The organism is Clostridium sp. X, assembly GCF_055755365.1.
Genome location: NZ_CM146912.1, coordinates 2,735,538 through 2,754,625 on the forward strand (window position 1 = coordinate 2,735,538; position 19,088 = coordinate 2,754,625).

Annotated in this window: 14 protein-coding genes and 1 other RNA gene; 5 read left to right on the plus strand and 10 right to left on the minus strand. The window is 29.0% G+C overall.

Annotation, left to right across the window (positions count from 1 at the left end; all coding sequences use genetic code 11):
- Window positions 1–115: 115 nt before the first annotated feature.
- The gene (locus ACX0KU_RS13795) at window positions 116–1,186 is read right to left on the minus strand and encodes an undecaprenyldiphospho-muramoylpentapeptide beta-N-acetylglucosaminyltransferase (RefSeq protein WP_472990553.1); all 1,071 of its coding nucleotides are present in this window, start codon (window positions 1,184–1,186) and stop codon (window positions 116–118) included.
- 283 nt (window positions 1,187–1,469) lie between these two features.
- Here ACX0KU_RS13795 and ACX0KU_RS13800 point away from each other — a divergent pair, with 283 nt between their 5' ends.
- Entirely contained in the window at window positions 1,470–1,661 is a 192-nt protein-coding gene (locus tag ACX0KU_RS13800) for an alpha/beta-type small acid-soluble spore protein (RefSeq protein WP_472990554.1), read from the plus strand.
- A gap of 82 nt (window positions 1,662–1,743) precedes the next feature.
- On the opposite strand, the gene ACX0KU_RS13805 is transcribed toward ACX0KU_RS13800, so the two are convergent.
- Together ACX0KU_RS13805 and recJ are read right to left on the minus strand one after the other, a co-directional pair.
- Window positions 1,744–3,348: a sensor histidine kinase gene (locus tag ACX0KU_RS13805; protein WP_472990555.1), complete on the minus strand. Its 1,605-nt coding sequence runs from the start codon at window positions 3,346–3,348 to the stop codon at window positions 1,744–1,746.
- Between the two features lie 137 nt (window positions 3,349–3,485).
- The gene (gene recJ, locus ACX0KU_RS13810) at window positions 3,486–5,255 is read right to left on the minus strand and encodes a single-stranded-DNA-specific exonuclease RecJ (protein ID WP_472990556.1); all 1,770 of its coding nucleotides are present in this window, start codon (window positions 5,253–5,255) and stop codon (window positions 3,486–3,488) included.
- A 78-nt stretch (window positions 5,256–5,333) separates the two neighbouring features.
- Between recJ and ACX0KU_RS13815 the strand changes: the two genes are divergently transcribed.
- The 3 genes from ACX0KU_RS13815 (at window position 5,334) to ACX0KU_RS13825 (ending at window position 9,214) form a co-directional block, all read left to right on the plus strand.
- On the plus strand, window positions 5,334–6,152 hold the full coding sequence (locus tag ACX0KU_RS13815) for a TIM barrel protein (RefSeq protein ID WP_472992462.1): 819 nt from the start codon (window positions 5,334–5,336) through the stop codon (window positions 6,150–6,152).
- A 425-nt stretch (window positions 6,153–6,577) separates the two neighbouring features.
- Window positions 6,578–8,416 carry an asparagine synthase (glutamine-hydrolyzing) gene (gene asnB, locus ACX0KU_RS13820; RefSeq protein WP_472990557.1) on the plus strand — a complete coding sequence of 613 codons (1,839 nt, stop codon included), beginning with the start codon at window positions 6,578–6,580 and terminating at the stop codon, window positions 8,414–8,416.
- A 207-nt stretch (window positions 8,417–8,623) separates the two neighbouring features.
- Window positions 8,624–9,214, plus strand: coding sequence for a flavin reductase family protein (locus tag ACX0KU_RS13825; protein ID WP_472990558.1), 591 nt, complete (start codon window positions 8,624–8,626; stop codon window positions 9,212–9,214).
- 15 nt (window positions 9,215–9,229) lie between these two features.
- Here the strand turns inward: ACX0KU_RS13825 and ACX0KU_RS13830 are convergent, their stop codons facing one another.
- Entirely contained in the window at window positions 9,230–10,453 is a 1,224-nt protein-coding gene (locus ACX0KU_RS13830; RefSeq protein WP_472990559.1) for a M16 family metallopeptidase, read from the minus strand.
- A gap of 260 nt (window positions 10,454–10,713) precedes the next feature.
- Here ACX0KU_RS13830 and ACX0KU_RS13835 point away from each other — a divergent pair, with 260 nt between their 5' ends.
- Entirely contained in the window at window positions 10,714–11,097 is a 384-nt protein-coding gene (locus tag ACX0KU_RS13835) for a winged helix-turn-helix transcriptional regulator (protein ID WP_472990560.1), read from the plus strand.
- A gap of 69 nt (window positions 11,098–11,166) precedes the next feature.
- Here the strand turns inward: ACX0KU_RS13835 and ACX0KU_RS13840 are convergent, their stop codons facing one another.
- The 6 genes from ACX0KU_RS13840 to ssrS all read right to left on the minus strand — a co-directional run bounded on the left by ACX0KU_RS13840 (window position 11,167) and on the right by ssrS (window position 18,940).
- A complete protein-coding gene (locus ACX0KU_RS13840; RefSeq protein WP_472990561.1) occupies window positions 11,167–14,076 on the minus strand; it encodes a DNA topoisomerase IV subunit A in 2,910 nt (969 codons plus the stop codon).
- A 67-nt stretch (window positions 14,077–14,143) separates the two neighbouring features.
- Entirely contained in the window at window positions 14,144–16,099 is a 1,956-nt protein-coding gene (locus ACX0KU_RS13845) for a DNA gyrase/topoisomerase IV subunit B (RefSeq protein ID WP_472990562.1), read from the minus strand.
- 231 nt (window positions 16,100–16,330) lie between these two features.
- Window positions 16,331–16,723, minus strand: coding sequence for a hypothetical protein (locus ACX0KU_RS13850; RefSeq protein ID WP_472990563.1), 393 nt, complete (start codon window positions 16,721–16,723; stop codon window positions 16,331–16,333).
- Window positions 16,724–16,840: 117 nt separating this feature from the next.
- Window positions 16,841–17,752, minus strand: coding sequence for a tetratricopeptide repeat protein (locus ACX0KU_RS13855; protein ID WP_472992463.1), 912 nt, complete (start codon window positions 17,750–17,752; stop codon window positions 16,841–16,843).
- Window positions 17,753–17,777: 25 nt separating this feature from the next.
- Window positions 17,778–18,479 (minus strand): purine-nucleoside phosphorylase, encoded by a 702-nt coding sequence (deoD, locus tag ACX0KU_RS13860; protein WP_472990564.1) that lies wholly within the window; start codon window positions 18,477–18,479, stop codon window positions 17,778–17,780.
- 267 nt (window positions 18,480–18,746) lie between these two features.
- Window positions 18,747–18,940: non-coding RNA, 6S RNA (ssrS, locus tag ACX0KU_RS13865), on the minus strand.
- Between the last annotated feature and the right edge of the window lie 148 nt (window positions 18,941–19,088).

The window sequence follows — 19,088 nt, forward strand, 5'->3', positions numbered from 1 at the left end:
AGTATATAGCATAAGGTACTTATTTTATTATGAAACTCATCTTCCTATATTCAGATGAGTAAGCGACTATCACCAAATTAAAAATTGGAATGTCTGCTTAAGTACCTTAGTAAAACTACTTAGTATATTTTTTTATTAGAGAAATTATATTATCTACTCCATTAGAGGCTGAACTAGATTTCATTTTGTTAATAAACTTATCTTTATTTATATATATATCATTAATTTTCTCTAGTAAAATTTCATCATTTAATTCTTCTTCTTGAATAACTACACTATATCCACTAGCTTCAAAAGATCTTGCATTTAATATTTGATCTCCTCTACTAGCTTTAGCTGATAATGGGATTAAAACATTAGGTTTATTTAAAGCTAATAGTTCAAATATAACATTAGCCCCAGCCCTAGAAACAAAAATATCTGCAGCAGCCATTAAATGAGTTAACTCTTCTTTAACGTATTCAAATTGTTTGTAGCCTTTTAGATTATTTAATTCATTATCTAAATTGTCTTTGCCGCAAATATGAATAACATTATACTTTTTCAATATTGTCTTTATATTGTTTCTAATTGCATCATTAATAATTTTAGAACCTAAACTACCACCAATTATCATAAGTATAGGCTTTTCATCTAAAAAACCACAAATTTTACAACCCTTAATTTTGCTTCCTTTAAATAACTCTTCCCTTATAGGTGTTCCAGCTATAAGCCCTTTATCACCTTTAATAGCTTTTAATGACTCTGGAAAAGTAACACATATCTTTGTACAAAAGGGAGTCGCTAATTTATTTGCAAGGCCTGGAGTTATATCTGATTCATGAGCTATAACTGGTACCTTATTTAAATAGGCTGCTATTACAACAGGAACTGACACAAATCCACCTTTTGAAAAAACTATATTAGGTTTTTTTCTCTTTATTATATTTTTCGCCTCAAAAATTCCTTTTACTACTTTAAATGGATCAGAAAAGTTTTTTATATCAAAATATCTTCTAAGTTTTCCACTTGTAATTATATTATATTTTATATTTTCTCCCTCTATAATACTTCTTTCTATACCATCCCTTGTTCCTATATACTCTACATCATACCCCATCTGTTCTAACTTAGGTATAAGTGCTAAATTAGGAGTCACATGACCAGCTGATCCTCCTCCAGTCATAATAATTTTAAATTTTTTCAAATGACCATCTCCCAACTAGAATTAAGACAATGCTAATTGCCACCAATCTATTAGTTATACTTCATAATAATTTTCTACGATTGAATATAGGTTGTCAATTATATTTATATAATTTTTAAATAAAAAAATACATTAATTATTATTTTTTCTATATCAAGTACAAACTTCAACTTATACCTATAACATACTAAAATATTATCATCAAATATGGTTAAAATATTATTGTAACACAATAGCAAACAAAAGAAACCAAATAAAACATTAAATGAGGAGGTTGATTCTAATGTCAAGAAATAATAAAACTTTAGTACCAGAAGCAAGAGAAGGTCTAAACAGATTTAAAATGGAAGCAGCTAATGAAGTAGGAGTAAACTTAAAACAAGGCTACAATGGAGATTTAACATCAAGACAGGCAGGATCAATAGGCGGACAAATGGTTAAAAAAATGGTTGAATCCTACGAAAAAAATCTTTAATATCTTATGTATTATATAAAAACTATTTAATAAGTTTTAAGGATAGGTAATTTATTACCTATCCTTTCATAATTATAAATATTTAACCCACATCAGAAAACTCAATAATTATTTTATTATTATTTAATTCATGTTGACATGAATCGTATTCTATATCGTTTTTATAAATCTTATTTTTGGGAAGTCTAACTATAAACTCAGTTCCTTTTCCCTCTTCGCTTTCAACCTTTATAGTCCCCCCCATTAATTCGACTAATTTCTTCACAAGCGAAAGTCCAAGTCCAGTACCATATGAATGTTTCGAAAGAGAGTTATCTACTTGTGTAAATCTCTCAAAAATCATATCTACTTTATTTCTAGGAATTCCAATCCCCTCATCCTTAACTCTAACCTCAAAATAATTCTCTTCGATTACATTAGTAACTAAAATGCTTTTATTACTTGGAGTAAACTTTATAGAATTAGATAATAAATTTAAAACTATTCGTTCATATTTATCTCTATCTAAAAGTACTATGGCCTCTTCTTCCGTAGTATCAAAAATTAATTCTATAGATTTACTTTTTGCATATAGATTTACAGAGTTTATTAAATTTTCGGTAATATACACAACATCATATGGCTTATAATCTAACTGAAGAAAGCCTGATTCTGCTTTTGAAACATCTAATACATTATTTATAAGTTTAAGTAACCTTCTGCTATTTTGATTTATTTTAGATAATATTTTATCAATATTATCTGTTATTTCATTAGTATAAACATCTCTAGCTAATTGAAGAGAAGAATGAATTATTGTCAATGGAGTTCGAAGTTCATGAGACATAATATTAAAGTAATCGTCCTTCATTCTTGTAAGTTTTTCAAGTTCTTCATTTTTTACTTTTAACTCAATTTCATGTTCTATAACTTTAGTTATATCTTTTATAGTTATTATAGAATTTATAAGTTTATCATTTTTATCTTTTACTGGTGTACAGCTTATTTCTATATACTTAATTAAATTATCCATATTTATTTTTATTATTCTATCCTTAACAGGCTTTTTATTAGATAAATAATCTTTATACAGTTTATCTAAATCTATATTGAAGTTAGTTAAATCTATACCATAAACATTTAAACCTTTAAAGATATCTTTATAGTCACATACTTTCTTTGAGCCTAATCCTATTATTTTTGATGCTGCTTTATTAAAAAAACCTATGTCACCATATTCATCTAAAACTATTAATCCTTCTGAAAGATTATTGATCACATCTTTTAAGTGTAATAAATATTCCTTTTCTTTTTGTCTTAACTGTTGAATAATATCACATTTTGTTTTCATTTCTGACCATATGCTTAAAAACTTTTCTCTTTCTTCCTTAATTCTTGATTCTCTTTCTATATAATCTGTAACTTCATAAATAAATAAGCTAGTAAGTTCTTCCTTATATTGAAACATAACATCAAAAAACATATTCTCAACTAAACTTATCTTTTTTATCTTATTACTACATTTATTTATTAAGGCTTGGATTATAATACATCTTTTAAATTGGCTAATATCCTCTAAGCTACTCCCCACTACATCTTCATTTAAACTAAACGTATTTTTAAATTTATTATTTATGTAGCGGATTTTAAGACTATTGCTTTCTAATATTACTACATTTATAGGAATTTCATCATATAGTTCATACATTTTTATATACCTCGCCTTATTTCTTAGTTTCATCATTCCTTAATAATATTCTATATAAAAATATAATTCCCTTCTTTTACCATAAAGTTATTTTAATAAAATAATGAGCTATACTTTAGCATAGCTCATTATAACTTTTATATTGTAGACAATCTAAAGTCCTTTATTTTTAATTGTCTATATCTATTACCATTAAATTCATTTATTGAAGGAAAAAACACCAAGTCTAATGTTAATCCATTAGGATTATCAATTATTCTCTTGTATTTATCATTATATCTTTCTTGTAACATTTCAATGAATTCTTTTACTTGATTAAAGCCTATTGCAAAAATTTTTTGGTTATCATTAGTTAAACATCCTAGCCTTAATGTATTTGCATTTTTTCCAAGTATTTTTATTTCAAATATTTTAATACCCTTTTCTGCAAACAAAGGAGATCCATTCCCTTTTCCAAAGGGCTCCAAATAATCTAATTCATTTATTAATTCCTCATTTATGCTACTTAAAGGTATTCTATTATCTATTCTTACTTTAGGTGTAATATCATACTCTGTAAGCATACAATTTTCATTTAATCTTTTTCTCAATTTTTCAATATTCTCTTCTTTTATAGATAATCCTGCTGCCATAGGATGCCCACCAAACTTTTCTAATAAGTCCTTACATTTTATAAGCTCTTCAAACAAGTTATACTCATCAATAGATCTACCTGAACCTTTTGGCATCTCTTTACCCTTTGTTAGTATTATTGTAGGCAAGTTAAACCTTTCTCTAATTTTACCTGCTACTATTCCCGCTATACTTTCATGTATGTCATCTTTATATATAACTAGAACTTTATCATGAGTATAAGTGGAAGTCTCCACCATACGTATTATATCTTCAACGTTCTTCATGGTCATTTCTTGTCTAGTTTTATTTAATTCATTAAGTATCTTTGCTAGTTCTCCTGCTCTAACTACATCATTTGTAGTTAGAAGCTCTACAGACAAGGCTGCGGTATCTAGCCTTCCAGTGGCATTTATGCATGGTCCTATCATAAAACCAATATTATAAGACTTAATTTTCTTATCTTTTATATCTAACTCCTCTATAAGTGCTCTTAGTCCTAAATTTGTAGTATTGCTAATCATCTTTAATGAGTTTTTTGCAATAATCCTGTTTTCATCTATTAAATCAACTACATCGCAAATAGTCCCTATTCCTGCTATTTCAATAAAAGAGTAAGCTTCCTTTTCATCTATCCCTAATTTCATATAAAGTGCTTGCATGAATTTGAAAGCAATTCCAGCACCACAAAGCATTTTGAATGGATATTCACAATCGTATCTTTTAGGATTTATTATTGCATCTGCCTTAGGCAATATGTAACTTCTCTCTCCATCTTCATCTACAAATGGTAGTTCATGATGATCTGTTATAACTACTTGAAATCCTAGTTCTTTAGCATAGTTAACTTCCTCAACAGCGCTAATCCCATTATCACAAGTTAATATAACCTCTGCACCTTCAGCTCTTAACTTATTTATTCTATCACTACTCATACCATACCCTTCCGCTTCTCTATCCGGTATATAATAGCTCACATTAGCATCTAATTTTAATAATCCTTTATAAAGGATGGTTGTACTAGTTACTCCATCTGCATCATAATCTCCATATATTATAATCTTCTTACCTTCATCTATAGCATCTAAAATAATATCTGTCCCTTGATCCATGTCTTTCATTAAAAATGGATCATGTAGATCTTCTAAAGAAGCATTCATGAACTTTTTAATATCTTCTGGATCTTGTATGTCTCTATTTGATAGAATTTTTGCTATGAGTTTGCTAACCCTAGCTTCTTTTGATAAAGTATCAATATTAGCTTTTGTAACTTTAAGTCTCCATTCTTTTTTCATCTACATCACCTTCTTCAAAGTTATTATAGCATAATAACTTATATCTTTGTGGTATAATTCTATTTGGAGGTGATTACAATAAACACTTTATTATTTGGAATATCAGGCTTACCAATTGGTGAGGATAATCAAAAATTCACATATAAAACAGGTATACAATACTTAAAAAAATTAGGTTTAGATTCTATGGAACTTCCCTTTGTTAGGTCTGTAAATATAACTGATAAAAATAAAGATGAAGTTCTGGCATCTAAGGTACAAAATGATTTCTACTTGTCTGCCCATGGCTCATATTTTATAAATCTAAACGCTGAAGAAGATGAAAAGGTAGAAAAATCCCTTGAGAGAATTATTCTAGGAGCTCAAGGATTAAAAAAAGTCGAAGGTAAAAGTTTAGTTTTCCACCCGGGCTTTTATCTAAAAGATTCAAAAGAAAAAACTTTTAATTCCATAAAGGAAAATCTTTTAAGACTACCTTACTTTGGTATAGATTATAGGCTTGAGACTACTGGCAAAGGTACTCAATTTGGTTCTTTAGAAGAAAATGTTCAATTATGCAAGGAAATTCCTTCATGTAAACTTTGCATAGATTTCTCCCATTTACATGCAAGAGATAATGGGAGTTTAAAAAATTATGATGATTTCGCTAGAATTTTAGATTATATTGGTTCAGAACTAGGTGATACTGCATTAGAAGATATGCATATTCATATTTCCGGTATAAACTATAGCAAAAAAGGTGAAAAAAATCACCTTCCATTTGAAGAAAGTGATTTCAACTATAAAGCTTGTATGGAAGCCTTCCATAAGTTTCATATAAAAGGCTCTGTAGTATGCGAAAGTCCTTTGTTAGAAAAAGATGCTCTTCTAATTAAAAACTATTATGAAGCACTTTAAACCACAATTACTAATAAGATTATTAAAAAACCTTTAAAGGACAAGTTTCTATAGACTTGTCCTTTTACTTAGTAAAATATGTACTTTAAAATCTTACTCCTTAATTTCTACATTTTCATTTTCTTGATTATCTTGAAGAATAACTTTTATATCTTGAAGCTCTCTTAAAATTTTTTCAAGTAATTCTAATTCCTTTTTATCCATTTAGATTACCCCCAACTTATGTTTATTTACCTTAGATATCTATTTTAATTATATTATTAAATATTGAAATTTAACATAGTGTGATGAAGGCAATACTGTTAAATTATACATATAGCTTGTACCTTTTTACTGTAGATATAAACACAATATATGTATATATCTCATAAAATATATAGAATATTTAAAATTATGAAATTTAAAATAGTTTAGGAGCTGATATTATGTGTGGAATTGCAGGTGTGATTAACTTTCACGAAAACTTATCAAACCAAAAACACTTAATTAGTAATATGACTGAAACTTTACAAATGAGAGGTCCCGATTCTTTTGGATATTATACTGACCCTAATGTACTTTTAGGTCATAGGCGTCTTATAGTAGTAGACCCTACTGGCGGAAGTCAACCTATGTTAAAGAGTCACAATAATAAAAAATATGTTATTGTTTACAATGGAGAGCTATACAACACAGAGGATTTGAGGAAAGAACTTATTTCACTCGGTTTTGAATTTAAATCTTATTCTGATACCGAAGTTTTATTAACAGCCTATATAGCTTGGGGAATCGATTGTGCAAAGAAACTAAATGGTATTTTTTCTTTTGGAATATGGGATGAGAATATTAAAAGACTGTTCTTGTGTAGAGATCCTTTAGGTGTTAAACCTTTATATTATACCATTAAAAATAATAATCTAATCTTTGCTTCTGAGCTAAAAGCTTTACTGACTCATCCATTAGTTACGCCTAGAATTGATTCAAATGGAATCTGCGAAATATTTGGACTTGGGCCTGCTCATGCTTTAGAGAGTGGTGTGTTTAAAGATATATCTGCACTACCACCAGCACACTTTCTTTTATTTTCTAAGGAAGGACTAAAAACAGAAGAATATTGGACTTTAAAATGCGAGTCTCATACAGAAGATATTGATACAACAGCAGAACACATACGAAATCTTTTATTTGACTCTATAGAAAGACAGCTTGTTTCTGATGTTCCTATATGCACTTTTTTATCTGGTGGTTTAGATTCTAGTATAATATCTGCTATTGCATCATCCCATTTTAAAGAAAAAGGCCAGATTTTAAATACCTATTCCATAGACTATAAAGATAATAATACTTTTTTTAAGTCTAGTGATTTTCAGCCTGATTTGGATGATCCTTGGATTGATATAGTTTCAGAATATATTGGAAGTAATCATAAAAAAATAATATTAGACTCTCATGGATTAGTAGAAAACCTAGTTGATTCAGTAAAAGCTAACGACCTTCCTGGAATGGCAGATATCGATTCATCATTGTACCTATTTTGTAAGGAAGTTAGAAAAAATGCTACTGTAGCTCTATCAGGTGAGTGTGCCGATGAGATTTTCGGAGGGTATCCTTGGTTTAGAAAACCCGAACTTATAAATTCAACTACTTTTCCGTGGTCACAATCTATAAAATCTAGAAAAACTTTACTATCTAAAGAATTTACAAACATAGATTTAGAAGGCTATGTTCAAATGAAATATGAAGATACAGTAAGAAAAACACCTAAACTCTACGGAGAAAGTGCAGCTGAAAGTAGATTAAGAGAGATATCTTATTTAAATATGAAATGGTTTATGCTTACCCTACTAACTCGTAAAGATAGAATGAGCATGTCAAACAGCTTAGAGGTTAGAGTTCCTTTTGCCGATGTTCGTTTGGTAGAGTATGCTTATAATATTCCAGTTGAAATGAAGTTTTATAATGGAAGAGAAAAAGGATTATTAAGAAAAGCATTAAACGGTGCTCTTCCTGATGATGTACTTTGGAGGAAAAAGAGTCCTTATCCAAAAACCTTTAATCCAGAATATACAAATCTAATTGTAAACTGGTTAAAAAATATTATAGAGGATAAAACCTCTCCAATATTACAACTAATAGACTACAATGTAGTAAAAAAAATAGTTGATACTAAGGGAGACTCCTTTAATGGTTATTGGTTTGGTCAACTAATGAGAGGTCCTCAACTTATGGCATATTTAATACAGATTAACATTTGGATGAATATGTATAATGTTCAAATAGTTTAATAAATAGATATCCAGGGACTCTTCTCTGGATATCTATTTATTTTTATACATACAGTTACTTCTAACTATCTTTAAAAACTATCTATAAATATTCTTCTATGATATTATAATAATTGTGTATTATTATCTAATTAATATTTTATAGTAATTCTATGAAATATCATAAAAGATTAGTGTTTTTTAACTATAATTATAGGAGAGATACAAATGAGTAAAAAAACTTTTAAAGGGAGTATAATGCTAAATCCTGTTCCCGCAGTGCTTATCACCTCTAAAAATAAACTTGGAAAAGTAAATGTATTTACTGTAGGATGGATAGGAACTGCCTGTACAAGACCACCAATGATAAGTGTAGCTATTCGTCCTGAGAGATTATCTTATGAGTATATAAAAGAAAATGGAGAGTTTGTAGTTAATCTGCCTTATAAAAACATGGTTCGAAAGGTAGACTTATGTGGTGTTAAATCTGGAAGAACTTTAGATAAAATTAAAGAGTTAGATTTAACTTTAGTTGAAAGTACTAATGTCTCTGTACCTTATTTAGATGATTGCCCTATTGCCCTTGAATGCAAAGTTAAAAATATTATCCCTCTAGGTTCACATGATTTATTCTTAGCTGAAGTTCTATCTGTTCATGTTGAAGAGAATTTAATAGATACCAGTGGGAAAATACACTTTGAAAAAGCTGATCTTATTTGTTATTCTCATGGAGAATATTTCGGACTTTCTAAAGATGCTCTAGGTAATTTTGGTTTTTCTGTCAGAAAGAAAAAAAGAAAGAAAACAGTCAAAGCTTGACTGTTTTAACTTTCTCTATTCCGAACTTAAAACTTGTATACTAGGATTTATCAGTATCTTTTTTATAGTAGCTAGTATTTCATCTTCAGTTATATTTAAAACATCTACAAACTCATCAAATATATCCTCTGTTGATTTAAACATAACTTCATATGTAGTAAGTATTTTACAGAGTTCAATAGATTTCTCTATACTAAGTTCTCTTTTTAAATTTAAGCTTTTAACTATCTTTTCTATATTTTCTTTAGTAAAAATGCTATTCTTATTTTTTACTTCTTCAATACTCTTATTAATAAGTTCCAGAGACTTATTAATATTTTCAAAAGCTGTACCCAGCTTAATCATAAACAACTCTATTCCCTTTTCTTCTTTTATAAAGCTACCTATATCATATACCAATCCATGCTGAGTTCTTATAACACTATACAGTATACTACTTGTGCCTACTCCAAATTTATAATTAAATATTTTAAGTAGCATTTTCTCTCTTTGATTTAGATTATGTATAGGAAAGCAGTACAGTATCTTAGACCCACTTAAATCTTTTCGAACTTTAGTATATATACCACACATATTATCTTCATAAACTTCATCATCTATAGTAGCATCATTATTTCTCTTCCAATAGCAAAATTGCTTATTAATAATATCTATAATTCTGCTAAAAGGTAGAGAAGACACAATACTTATTACACAATTTTCAGGAGTATAGTACTTTTTATAAAAGTTTTTAATATCTTCTAGATTTGTATTGCTTATATTCTCCTCTGTTCCTATAATTAAATCTTTAATTCTTCTCTTTTTAAAGGAGTTTTTTAAAATTTCATCCTCGCACTCTTGATAGGGATCGTCTTTCCATTCCTTTAACTCTTCTAATATTATATTAATTTCTTCTTTAAATCCATATTCTGGAAATGTGGGATTCAATAAAATATCAGAATATATTTCAAATCCTTTTTCAAAATCCGAACTTAAAGTTGTTCCATAATAAATAGCATAAGGATAATTAGTCATAGCATTATGAAACCCAAAAATTTCATCACAAACGCTATTAATTTCTTCCTCATTTCTATTTTTTGTACCCTTAAAAAGCATATGTTCTACTATATGTGCAAGTCCTAGTTCATTTTCCTTCTCTACTATAGCTCCCGCACCAAAACCAATACAAAAGGAAGATATTTCTCCCTGCCTTTCAATATAGTTAATTTTTATTCCATTATTTAAAATATGTTTTTTCATATAAATCACCTCTACAATTATGCTTAAATATACATTTTCTTATCCCATCATAGATTATAAGCTACTTATATAGCTATATCAATATGGTTAATACCTTACTAATTATACAATATATTTTTATATTACTTTATACTGATTTACAAAATTTAATTTTATAAATATAGTAGGATATGATATAATTATTTCATTAGAATGAATAAAAATCCTTAAGGTATTTATCTCTCAACTGGGTACCTTATTTATTTGATGGGGGTATTCTTATGACAAAGGTTTCTGAAACGCCTTACAGCTGTGGAATGGAATTAACAATGGATGTAATAGGTGGTAAGTGGAAAACCATTATTTTATGGCATCTTAGAAATAAGACTTTAAGATTTGGTGATTTAAAAAGAAGGCTTAAAGGAATAACTCAAAAAATGCTTACTCAACAATTAAGAGAATTAGAAGAAGATGGATTAATAAATAGAGAAGTTTTTCCTCAAGTTCCTCCTAAAGTTGAATATAGCTTAACTGAATACGGAAAAGGTATAATCCCTGTGCTTTACTCCATTTACTCTTGGGGAATTAATTATGCTAGACATTCTAACTTGAAATTGGATATCCCTGATGATATTTTAGAAAAAATACTAACTAAAGAGATATAATTACGCCTTAAATTATTTAATAAAATAAGAAAGCTGAGTGTGTGTTTCAACATACTCAGCTTTCTTATTTTACTTAATATTAGAGATAAAGTCATTTATATCAAGCATTAATATTTTCTTTCCTACTCCAGCCCTGTTTTGAGCTTTAATATCGTTAATATTTATTTCTTTCTCAACCTTATTATTTGAAAAAACACTTAAACTATATACTCCCTCGCCATCAATAGATATCTCATCTCCAACACTATTTTCAGCTACAAAGTTGCTATAAATAACCTCATCATTATCTCTTAAACTTATTCCTGTAACCCCTGAAGCTATCATTCCCATAGTATTTACACTTCTAGCTCCAAATCTAATTCCCATAGCATGTTTTGTTATTAATACAATATCTTTTTCTAAACTATCATCACTAAGTTTTACGTTAATTAGATAATCATTGTCATACTTAAATTTATATACTCTAAAATAACCATAAGCACTATTAAACTCATTTAGAATAGTTCTTTTTACATATCCACTCTTGCTAAAGAAATATACACTCATATCTTTTTTAGGGTTTACTACTGAAAATACACCAATTATACTATCTTCCTTTTCATCAAAGCCATCTATCAATTTACTTAGTATTGTTCCATTGTTGCCTAAATTCTGAGCCATATATGATGGTAATATAAATACACTCCCCTTATTACTAAATATAAGTAATTTACTTAAAGAGTTAGTATAACAGCTAAACTCACTCTTTTGTGATATTCTATTTGAAATTTTTATTATACCATCTCTATCTAAATTAAAAACAAAATTTTTAATTTCATGTTCCTCTGTATAATCAATAGATGTTACTTCATCATCTCTAGATATATTAACCGCCTGAACTCCTAATATATTTCTGTCGGTTATTTCAATTAATGGCTCATCTAACGTAAATTCTAATTCATTTTTAGTTTTTACCCTAATACAGGATTTTTGACTTAGCCTATCTACAATTTCTACACGAATAAGCTTCTCATCTTTTAGTTTCAATGCAACTAATTTACTATACACAGTATAATACTGTGATAGATAAGTTTTTTTAATCATTCCTTTATTAGTAAAAAATACAAAGTACTTATCATCTTCTAATTGAGATATTATATTTGCACTAATAATCTTTTCTTTCTCTAAGCTAACAGTTTTAATGATAGTGTCTAATCTGTCACCTTTTTCTTTCCACTTCATTTCAGGTATCATTGAACATTTTAACTGATACATATTACCTAAGTCTGTAAAAAATATTATAGAGTCTCTTGTATTTGCCTCTAATATATATTTATTGTAATCTCCTTCCCTATAATCAATCTCCTCAATCTTAGGATTTGATCTTTTATAGGCTTTATCAGCTATCCTCTTTATATATCCTTCATTAGATATTGTAATTACAATATCCTCTTCTAATATGATCTCTTCTAATTCAATTTTTGCTATATCATCATCTTTAATTAGCTCAGTTTTTCTGTCATCTCCATACTTATCTTTTATTTCTATTAAGTCATTTTTTATAACCTTTAATAGTTCCTTCTCATTACCTAAAATCTTTTGCAGCCCTTTAATCTCTTTTTCTAGCTTTGAATACTCTTTTTCAAACACTTTAATCTCTAGTCCAGTTAATTTGTAAAGCATAAGCTCAACAATAGCCTCAGCTTGTGCCTCTGTAAATCCAAACTTAGCTACTAAATTATTCTCTGAATCCTTTTTGGATTTAGATGCTCTAATAGTTGCAATTATTTCATCCATTATATCAATTGCCTTTATAAAACCTTCAACAATATGAAATCTTTTCAAAGCTATTTCCAGCTCTTTCTTAGTTTTTCTTATAATAACATCCTTCTGATGATTTACATAATGATGAAGTATACTCTTAAGGCCAAGGATTTCAGGCTTTCCATCTGCAATAGCGACCATGTTAAAAATAATATTTATTTGAAGATCTGTCTTTTTAAATAGGTACTTTAGTACTTTATCCACTATCTCTTGATCTGCAGACTTTTTAAATTCTATTACAGCTCTAACACCATTTCTATCTGATTCATCTCTTATATCAATTATTGTCTCAAGAACTTTTGCATGTTTTTTATCAGCAGTCATTTCAGAAATAGTTTGAAGTATCTTCGCTTTATTTCTTCTATACGGAAATTCAGTTATTACTATTCCATACCTATCACCCTCTAATTTTTCAATAGAAGTTTTAGCTCTTAAAGTGACCTTACCGTCTCCTTTTTCATAAGCAGAGAGTATTGCATTTTCTCCAATTAATATACCTCCTGTTGGAAGATCTGGTCCCTTAATATAATTCATAAGCTCTTTAGTTGAAATTTCATTGTTATCTATAAATGCAATGGTACCTTCGATTACCTCTCTTAGATTATGTGGGGGTATATTTGTTGCAAGCCCTACAGCAATACCAAAGGCTCCGTTTACTAGCAAATTAGGAAATCTAGCAGGTAGCACTCTTGGTTCTAACTCTGAATCCGAATAATTATATACCATATCTACTACATCTTTTTCGATATCTCTTAAAATTTCCAAAGCAATAGGTGTAAGCCTAGCTTCAGTATAACGCATAGCAGCAGCATTATCTCCGTCCATACTTCCCCAATTACCATGCCCATCTATAAGTGGCTTCCTTGTGGTAAAGTCTTGAGCTAAAATTACCATAGCATCATAAACTGAAGTATCTCCATGCGGGTGGTATTTGCCTAGTATATCTCCAACTATTCTGGCTGATTTATAATAGGGTTTATCTGGAGTAGCTTTAAGTTTATAAGCTCCATATAGAATTCTTCTATGAACAGGCTTTAGTCCATCTCTTACATCTGGAAGTGCTCTTTCCTTTGCAACTTCTACAGCATAAGGCAGATAATTATCAGACATAATCTCCGATAGAGGAATTTTTATTATATTACCATCCGAAGGTATATCTATGTTTTTTTTACTCATGTTCTCCAATCCTTTCCACAAACTGTACAAGTTCCAATAGTTTTTAACAACTTTTTATATAAGTCAATTAGAACTCTGCATACTTATACATGTAATTTCTTCTAGGTTCTACTACATCACCCATTAGAAGAGAGATCATTTTCTCTGCTTTTGCAGCATCATCAATAGTTACTTGTTGAAGGGTTCTAGTTTCAGGGTTTAATGTAGTTTCCCAAAGTTGATCTGGATTCATTTCTCCAAGACCTTTATATCTTTGAATTAAGGCTCCCTTGCCAATTTTCTTTTTTGCTTCTCCTAATTCTTCATCACTATATGCATATATCTTTATTTCCTCGTTTTTTACATTTTTATATACCTTATATAGTGGTGGAAGTCCTATATATAAATGTCCATTATTAATTAGTTGTCTCATATATCTATAAATATAAGTTATCCATAAAGTTCTTATATGATATCCATCTACATCTGCATCACTTAATATAATAATTTTATTATATTTTAATTCTTCTTCATTATAATTTTTTAAGACTCCTGTACCAATTGCAGCATTAAATAATTTTAATTCCTCACTAGCTAAAACATTTTCTAGTTTTTGTTTTTCTGTATTCATAATTTTACCTTTTGAAGGCATAATAGTTTGAAATCTTCTATCTCTTGCTTGTTTTGCACTTCCTCCAGCAGAATCTCCCTCCACAACAATAAATTCACATACTTCAGATTTTTTCAATGTGCAAACTGAAATTTTACCTGCAAGTGGAGCAGTTCCTTTACCTACTTTCTTCTTTTCAGCTTCATTTATCTTTTTAATTTTTTCTCTTCTCATAGCAGTAGCTATAGCATTATTTATGATGATGCTTGCTGTATCCTTATTATCTTCTATCCATTGGCTAATTTTTATATAAGATATCTCATTCATAACAGAATAAGCTTCATTATTTCCAAGTTTAGTCTTTGTTTGACCCTCAAAAATCGGATTACTTATTTTAGTTTTTAAAATTGCTGTCATTCCTTCTCTTAAGTCGTCTCCTTCAAAACCTTTATCCTTCTCTTTTATTATATTCAGTTTTTTAGCCCACTCTTTAAAAGCTCTTGTCATACCCGCCTTAAAGCCTGTCTCATGTGTTCCTGACTCTGTAGTAGGGATGTTATTTACATAACTTGCTATATTCTCTGTTGTAGAATCTGTAAATTGAATACAAACCTCACCATATATTTTAAGCCCCTCAACTTCTTTCTCACCCTGAAACACTATAGGCTCCTTATGAAGAACTGTCTTGCTTTCATTTAAATATGCTATGAAATCTAATAATCCATTCTCTGAATGATATTGTTTTTCTATATGTTCTTCTTTTCTTTCATCTTTTAATATTAAAGTTATTCCCTTATTTTGAAAAGCTAATTCCTGAAGCCTTTCATCAATTGTATCAAACCTAAAATCTAAAGTATTAAAAATTTCCTTATCAAGCTTAAAAGTTATTTTAGTTCCACTTGAAGTTGCTTTACCCACTACCTGAAGTTCAGTTATAGGAGTTCCTGGCATCTTCTTTTTTAACTCCTTGTCCTCTGCATATTCAAATCTCTGTCTATAAATATATCCATTTTGACTTACCTCAACTTCAAGCCATTCTGATAGAGCATTAACTACTGCTGCTCCAACTCCATGAAGTCCTCCTGAGGTCTTATAATTATTATTATTAAATTTTCCACCTGTATGCAGTTCAGTAAATACCATCTCCACTCCAGACTTCTTCTTTATTGGATGTATCCCCGTTGGAATGCCTCGGCCATTGTCTGAAATAGTAACACTCTTATCCTTATTTAATATTACTATAACCTTATCTCCATAACCATTTGCAATTTCATCTATAGAGTTATCTAATATCTCCCATATACAATGATGTAATCCCCTTGACCCCGTTGAGCCGATATACATTCCCGGCCTTACTCTTACTGGTTCCAACTTTTCTAAAGAGGTTAAATCTGTTACATCATAGGAATTACTGTTCTTATTTTCTATAGTCATATTATTCCTCCACATTTATCTTTAATGTTGAATATATATCCTCACTTCAATAGAAACATATGTTCTTATGTGTCAACTACACTCTATTTTACATTCTTACCTATTTTATTACAAGAATAATTTCATAATTAATTCTATATTGTAACCAATATAATGAAGGTGTACATTTTTGCACACCCTCATTATATTGGTTAATCATTAAATAAATATCATTTCTTAATCCTTAATATTTTATTTTTTTATAGCTGAGCTACTTTTTCCTGGTAGCATTGCTGCACTAAGTCTAATTATATATCTTATAGATTCCTCATTGACAATACTTTGGAAACCTAAAGCTCCTAATGTTTCTTTTGATAAAATCATAGCCTTTTCTTCTTTAATATCATTAGGTTCGTTCTTATAATTGGCTTCTACAAAGATTACAGCCCTTGATATTGTTCTTAAAACCTTCTTTATGCTTTCAGTGGTTGTCTCTGAATCTATTAAGTCCCTAAATATAGTGTAGGTTATTCCGAAATAATCTTCCTTGATAGCAATTCCTTTATCCTTTATTAAATATACAAAATATGATAGTCCTACAATTAGAAGCACAACTAAAACATATTGTATTACTATATCCGACATATCTTGTCCCCCCTAAAAAACACTTCTTATTATTTATATATGAAAACCTTTTAAAAAGGGGACATGTTTTTGTATTTTTCTTTTGTATAAAAATACGAAAAAAATTATTATTATTGGCTATATATTATTGTAATCTTCAGTTATATCTTTGAACTCTTCATGATGCATTAAAGGACTAAGTTCTTCGTCTTCTTCAATATATTTTTTAAAGTTAGGATATAATTTAACTGCTTCTTTTAAGTCATTTAAAGCTTCTGAAAACTTTTCTAAATGCACATAGCAACAAGCTCTGTTATAAAATAAAAATCCACTCTCTTTATTTTCTCTTATTCCTTTACTTATTATATTTATAGCAGTTTCATAGTTCTTATCTTCCTTATATATAACAGCCAAATTTAAATAACTATAAGGATAACTCGGATTTTCTTCTATAGATACTCTATAATAATCCTTAGCTTTTTCTTCATCTTTTAACTTATTTAACACAACTCCCATATTAAATAAAGCCAAATAATGATATGGATCTATCCTCAAAGCCTCCTGAAACATTTCAAAAGCTAACTCATAGTTTTCTAATTCCTCATAAATGGATCCTAAATTTGTATATGCCCAAAAATCCTCGCCATTCATCTCTAGAACTTTTTTATAAGAATAGATAGCTTTTTCCTTATCTCCCTCTATATCATAAGCTCCTGCAACAAAAAAGTAAGCTCTATTATATTTAGGATTTATTTTAATGGCCTTTTCATAATACTTAATCGCCTTCTTATAATTCTCTAAATTATCATACAGTACAGCTATTCCATAATAAGCTCTCTCATCTTTAGGATCTAACTTTAGAACTTCTCTATACTTTTCTTCAGCTAATTTGTAGTCACCTATTTCGTCATAAATCAAAGCTAAATCTAAGATTAGATCAATATCTTTCTTTCCTTCCGAGGAGTTATATGCCTTAATATAGAAATTCAGTGCCTTATCTATTGATCTTTCCTTATAAAACATTTTACCAATAACCTTATAATTATCCATTCTATACTTTTTATTAAGCAAGATCTTATTCTCCTAATTCAAGGGCAACCTCAATCATTTTATTAAAAGTTGTTTGACGTTCATCTGATGTAGTTTCTTCACCAGTGACTAGACTATCACTTACCGTTAAAATAGCAAGGGTATCTACTCCATATTTAGCACCAAGAGTATATAGTGCTGCCGCTTCCATTTCAACAGCTAAAACTCCATATTTTGCCCATAATTTCCACGCTTCTGGATCATCATTATAAAATAAGTCACTGCTTAAAACATTTCCTACTTTTACACTTATATCTTTCCCTACTGAAATATCATAAGCTTGCCTTAATAATTTAAAGCTGGCTGTAGCCGCAAAATCCATTCCCTTAAATCTCGCTTTATTTATACCTGAGTTAGTTGATGCTCCTATAGCTAATATAACATCTCTTACTCCAACATCTTCTTGTATTGAGCCACAAGTACCCACTCTCACAAGGGTTTTTACACCATAACTTTCTATTAATTCATTTGCATAAATAGACATAGATGGAAGTCCCATTCCTGTACCTTGAACTGAAATTTTTTTTCCTTTATATATACCTGTAAAACCATACATACCACGAACTTCATTGTAACAAACAGGGTTTTCTAAAAATGTTTCTGCAATAAATTTTGCTCTAAGTGGATCCCCTGGCAATAAAACTGTACTCGCTATTTCTCCTGGCTTAGCTCCTATATGCACACTCATCATTATCTCTCCTTAAAATTTATTTCAATAAAATTATTTTATCATAATTTGGATAAGCACTATAAATTATTTTTAGATAAATTAACTTATTTAATACACTCAAAAGAAATGCTTACATAAAAGAGCATCTAACAAAATGTAAGATGCTCTTTATATTACTATATTTGTATTAAAATTACATAATTAATTGTTTATTTAAAATTTGGGGCAAAATAAAAAAGAGGTAATATTACCTCTTTTTCTTATGGTTTAAATCCATATTTTTTAATAAAATCCAAAATACCGCTGCCCCAATTTTGACACCTATCTCTATGATAGGTGGGTGCTTCCACAGATGCTTCTCTGTCCTTGCCAAGTTTACATAAGTAGTGGGCTTATAGGACAATTCACATCTAAATATCAAGCTCCCGTTGTAGTAATGTAGGTTCAAAATAAGAGCTACACAAATATCTCAGACATTTAATCAGCACATTAACAGATATATTATGTTGTATCTGCAATCACTTCTTATGTATTCATTATATCAAATAGAGTATAAAATGCAACAGGGATTTTAGTGCAAATTACTTAACTCTCCTCCGAATTTGGCTGATTTTATCATATATCTAA

Excerpts from the sequence above, each read along its gene's own strand:
- ACX0KU_RS13800 (WP_472990554.1), top strand. The coding sequence starts at position 1,470 with ATGTCAAGAAATAATAAAACTTTAGTACCAGAAGCAAGAGAAGGTCTA.
- ACX0KU_RS13805 (WP_472990555.1), bottom strand. The coding sequence starts at position 3,348 with ATGTATGAACTATATGATGAAATTCCTATAAATGTAGTAATATTAGAA.
- recJ (WP_472990556.1), bottom strand. The coding sequence starts at position 5,255 with ATGAAAAAAGAATGGAGACTTAAAGTTACAAAAGCTAATATTGATACT.
- asnB (WP_472990557.1), top strand. The coding sequence starts at position 6,578 with ATGTGTGGAATTGCAGGTGTGATTAACTTTCACGAAAACTTATCAAAC.
- ACX0KU_RS13825 (WP_472990558.1), top strand. The coding sequence starts at position 8,624 with ATGAGTAAAAAAACTTTTAAAGGGAGTATAATGCTAAATCCTGTTCCC.
- ACX0KU_RS13830 (WP_472990559.1), bottom strand. The coding sequence starts at position 10,453 with ATGAAAAAACATATTTTAAATAATGGAATAAAAATTAACTATATTGAA.
- ACX0KU_RS13835 (WP_472990560.1), top strand. The coding sequence starts at position 10,714 with ATGACAAAGGTTTCTGAAACGCCTTACAGCTGTGGAATGGAATTAACA.
- ACX0KU_RS13840 (WP_472990561.1), bottom strand. The coding sequence starts at position 14,076 with ATGAGTAAAAAAAACATAGATATACCTTCGGATGGTAATATAATAAAA.
- ACX0KU_RS13845 (WP_472990562.1), bottom strand. The coding sequence starts at position 16,099 with ATGACTATAGAAAATAAGAACAGTAATTCCTATGATGTAACAGATTTA.
- ACX0KU_RS13850 (WP_472990563.1), bottom strand. The coding sequence starts at position 16,723 with ATGTCGGATATAGTAATACAATATGTTTTAGTTGTGCTTCTAATTGTA.
- ACX0KU_RS13855 (WP_472992463.1), bottom strand. The coding sequence starts at position 17,752 with ATGGATAATTATAAGGTTATTGGTAAAATGTTTTATAAGGAAAGATCA.
- deoD (WP_472990564.1), bottom strand. The coding sequence starts at position 18,479 with ATGAGTGTGCATATAGGAGCTAAGCCAGGAGAAATAGCGAGTACAGTT.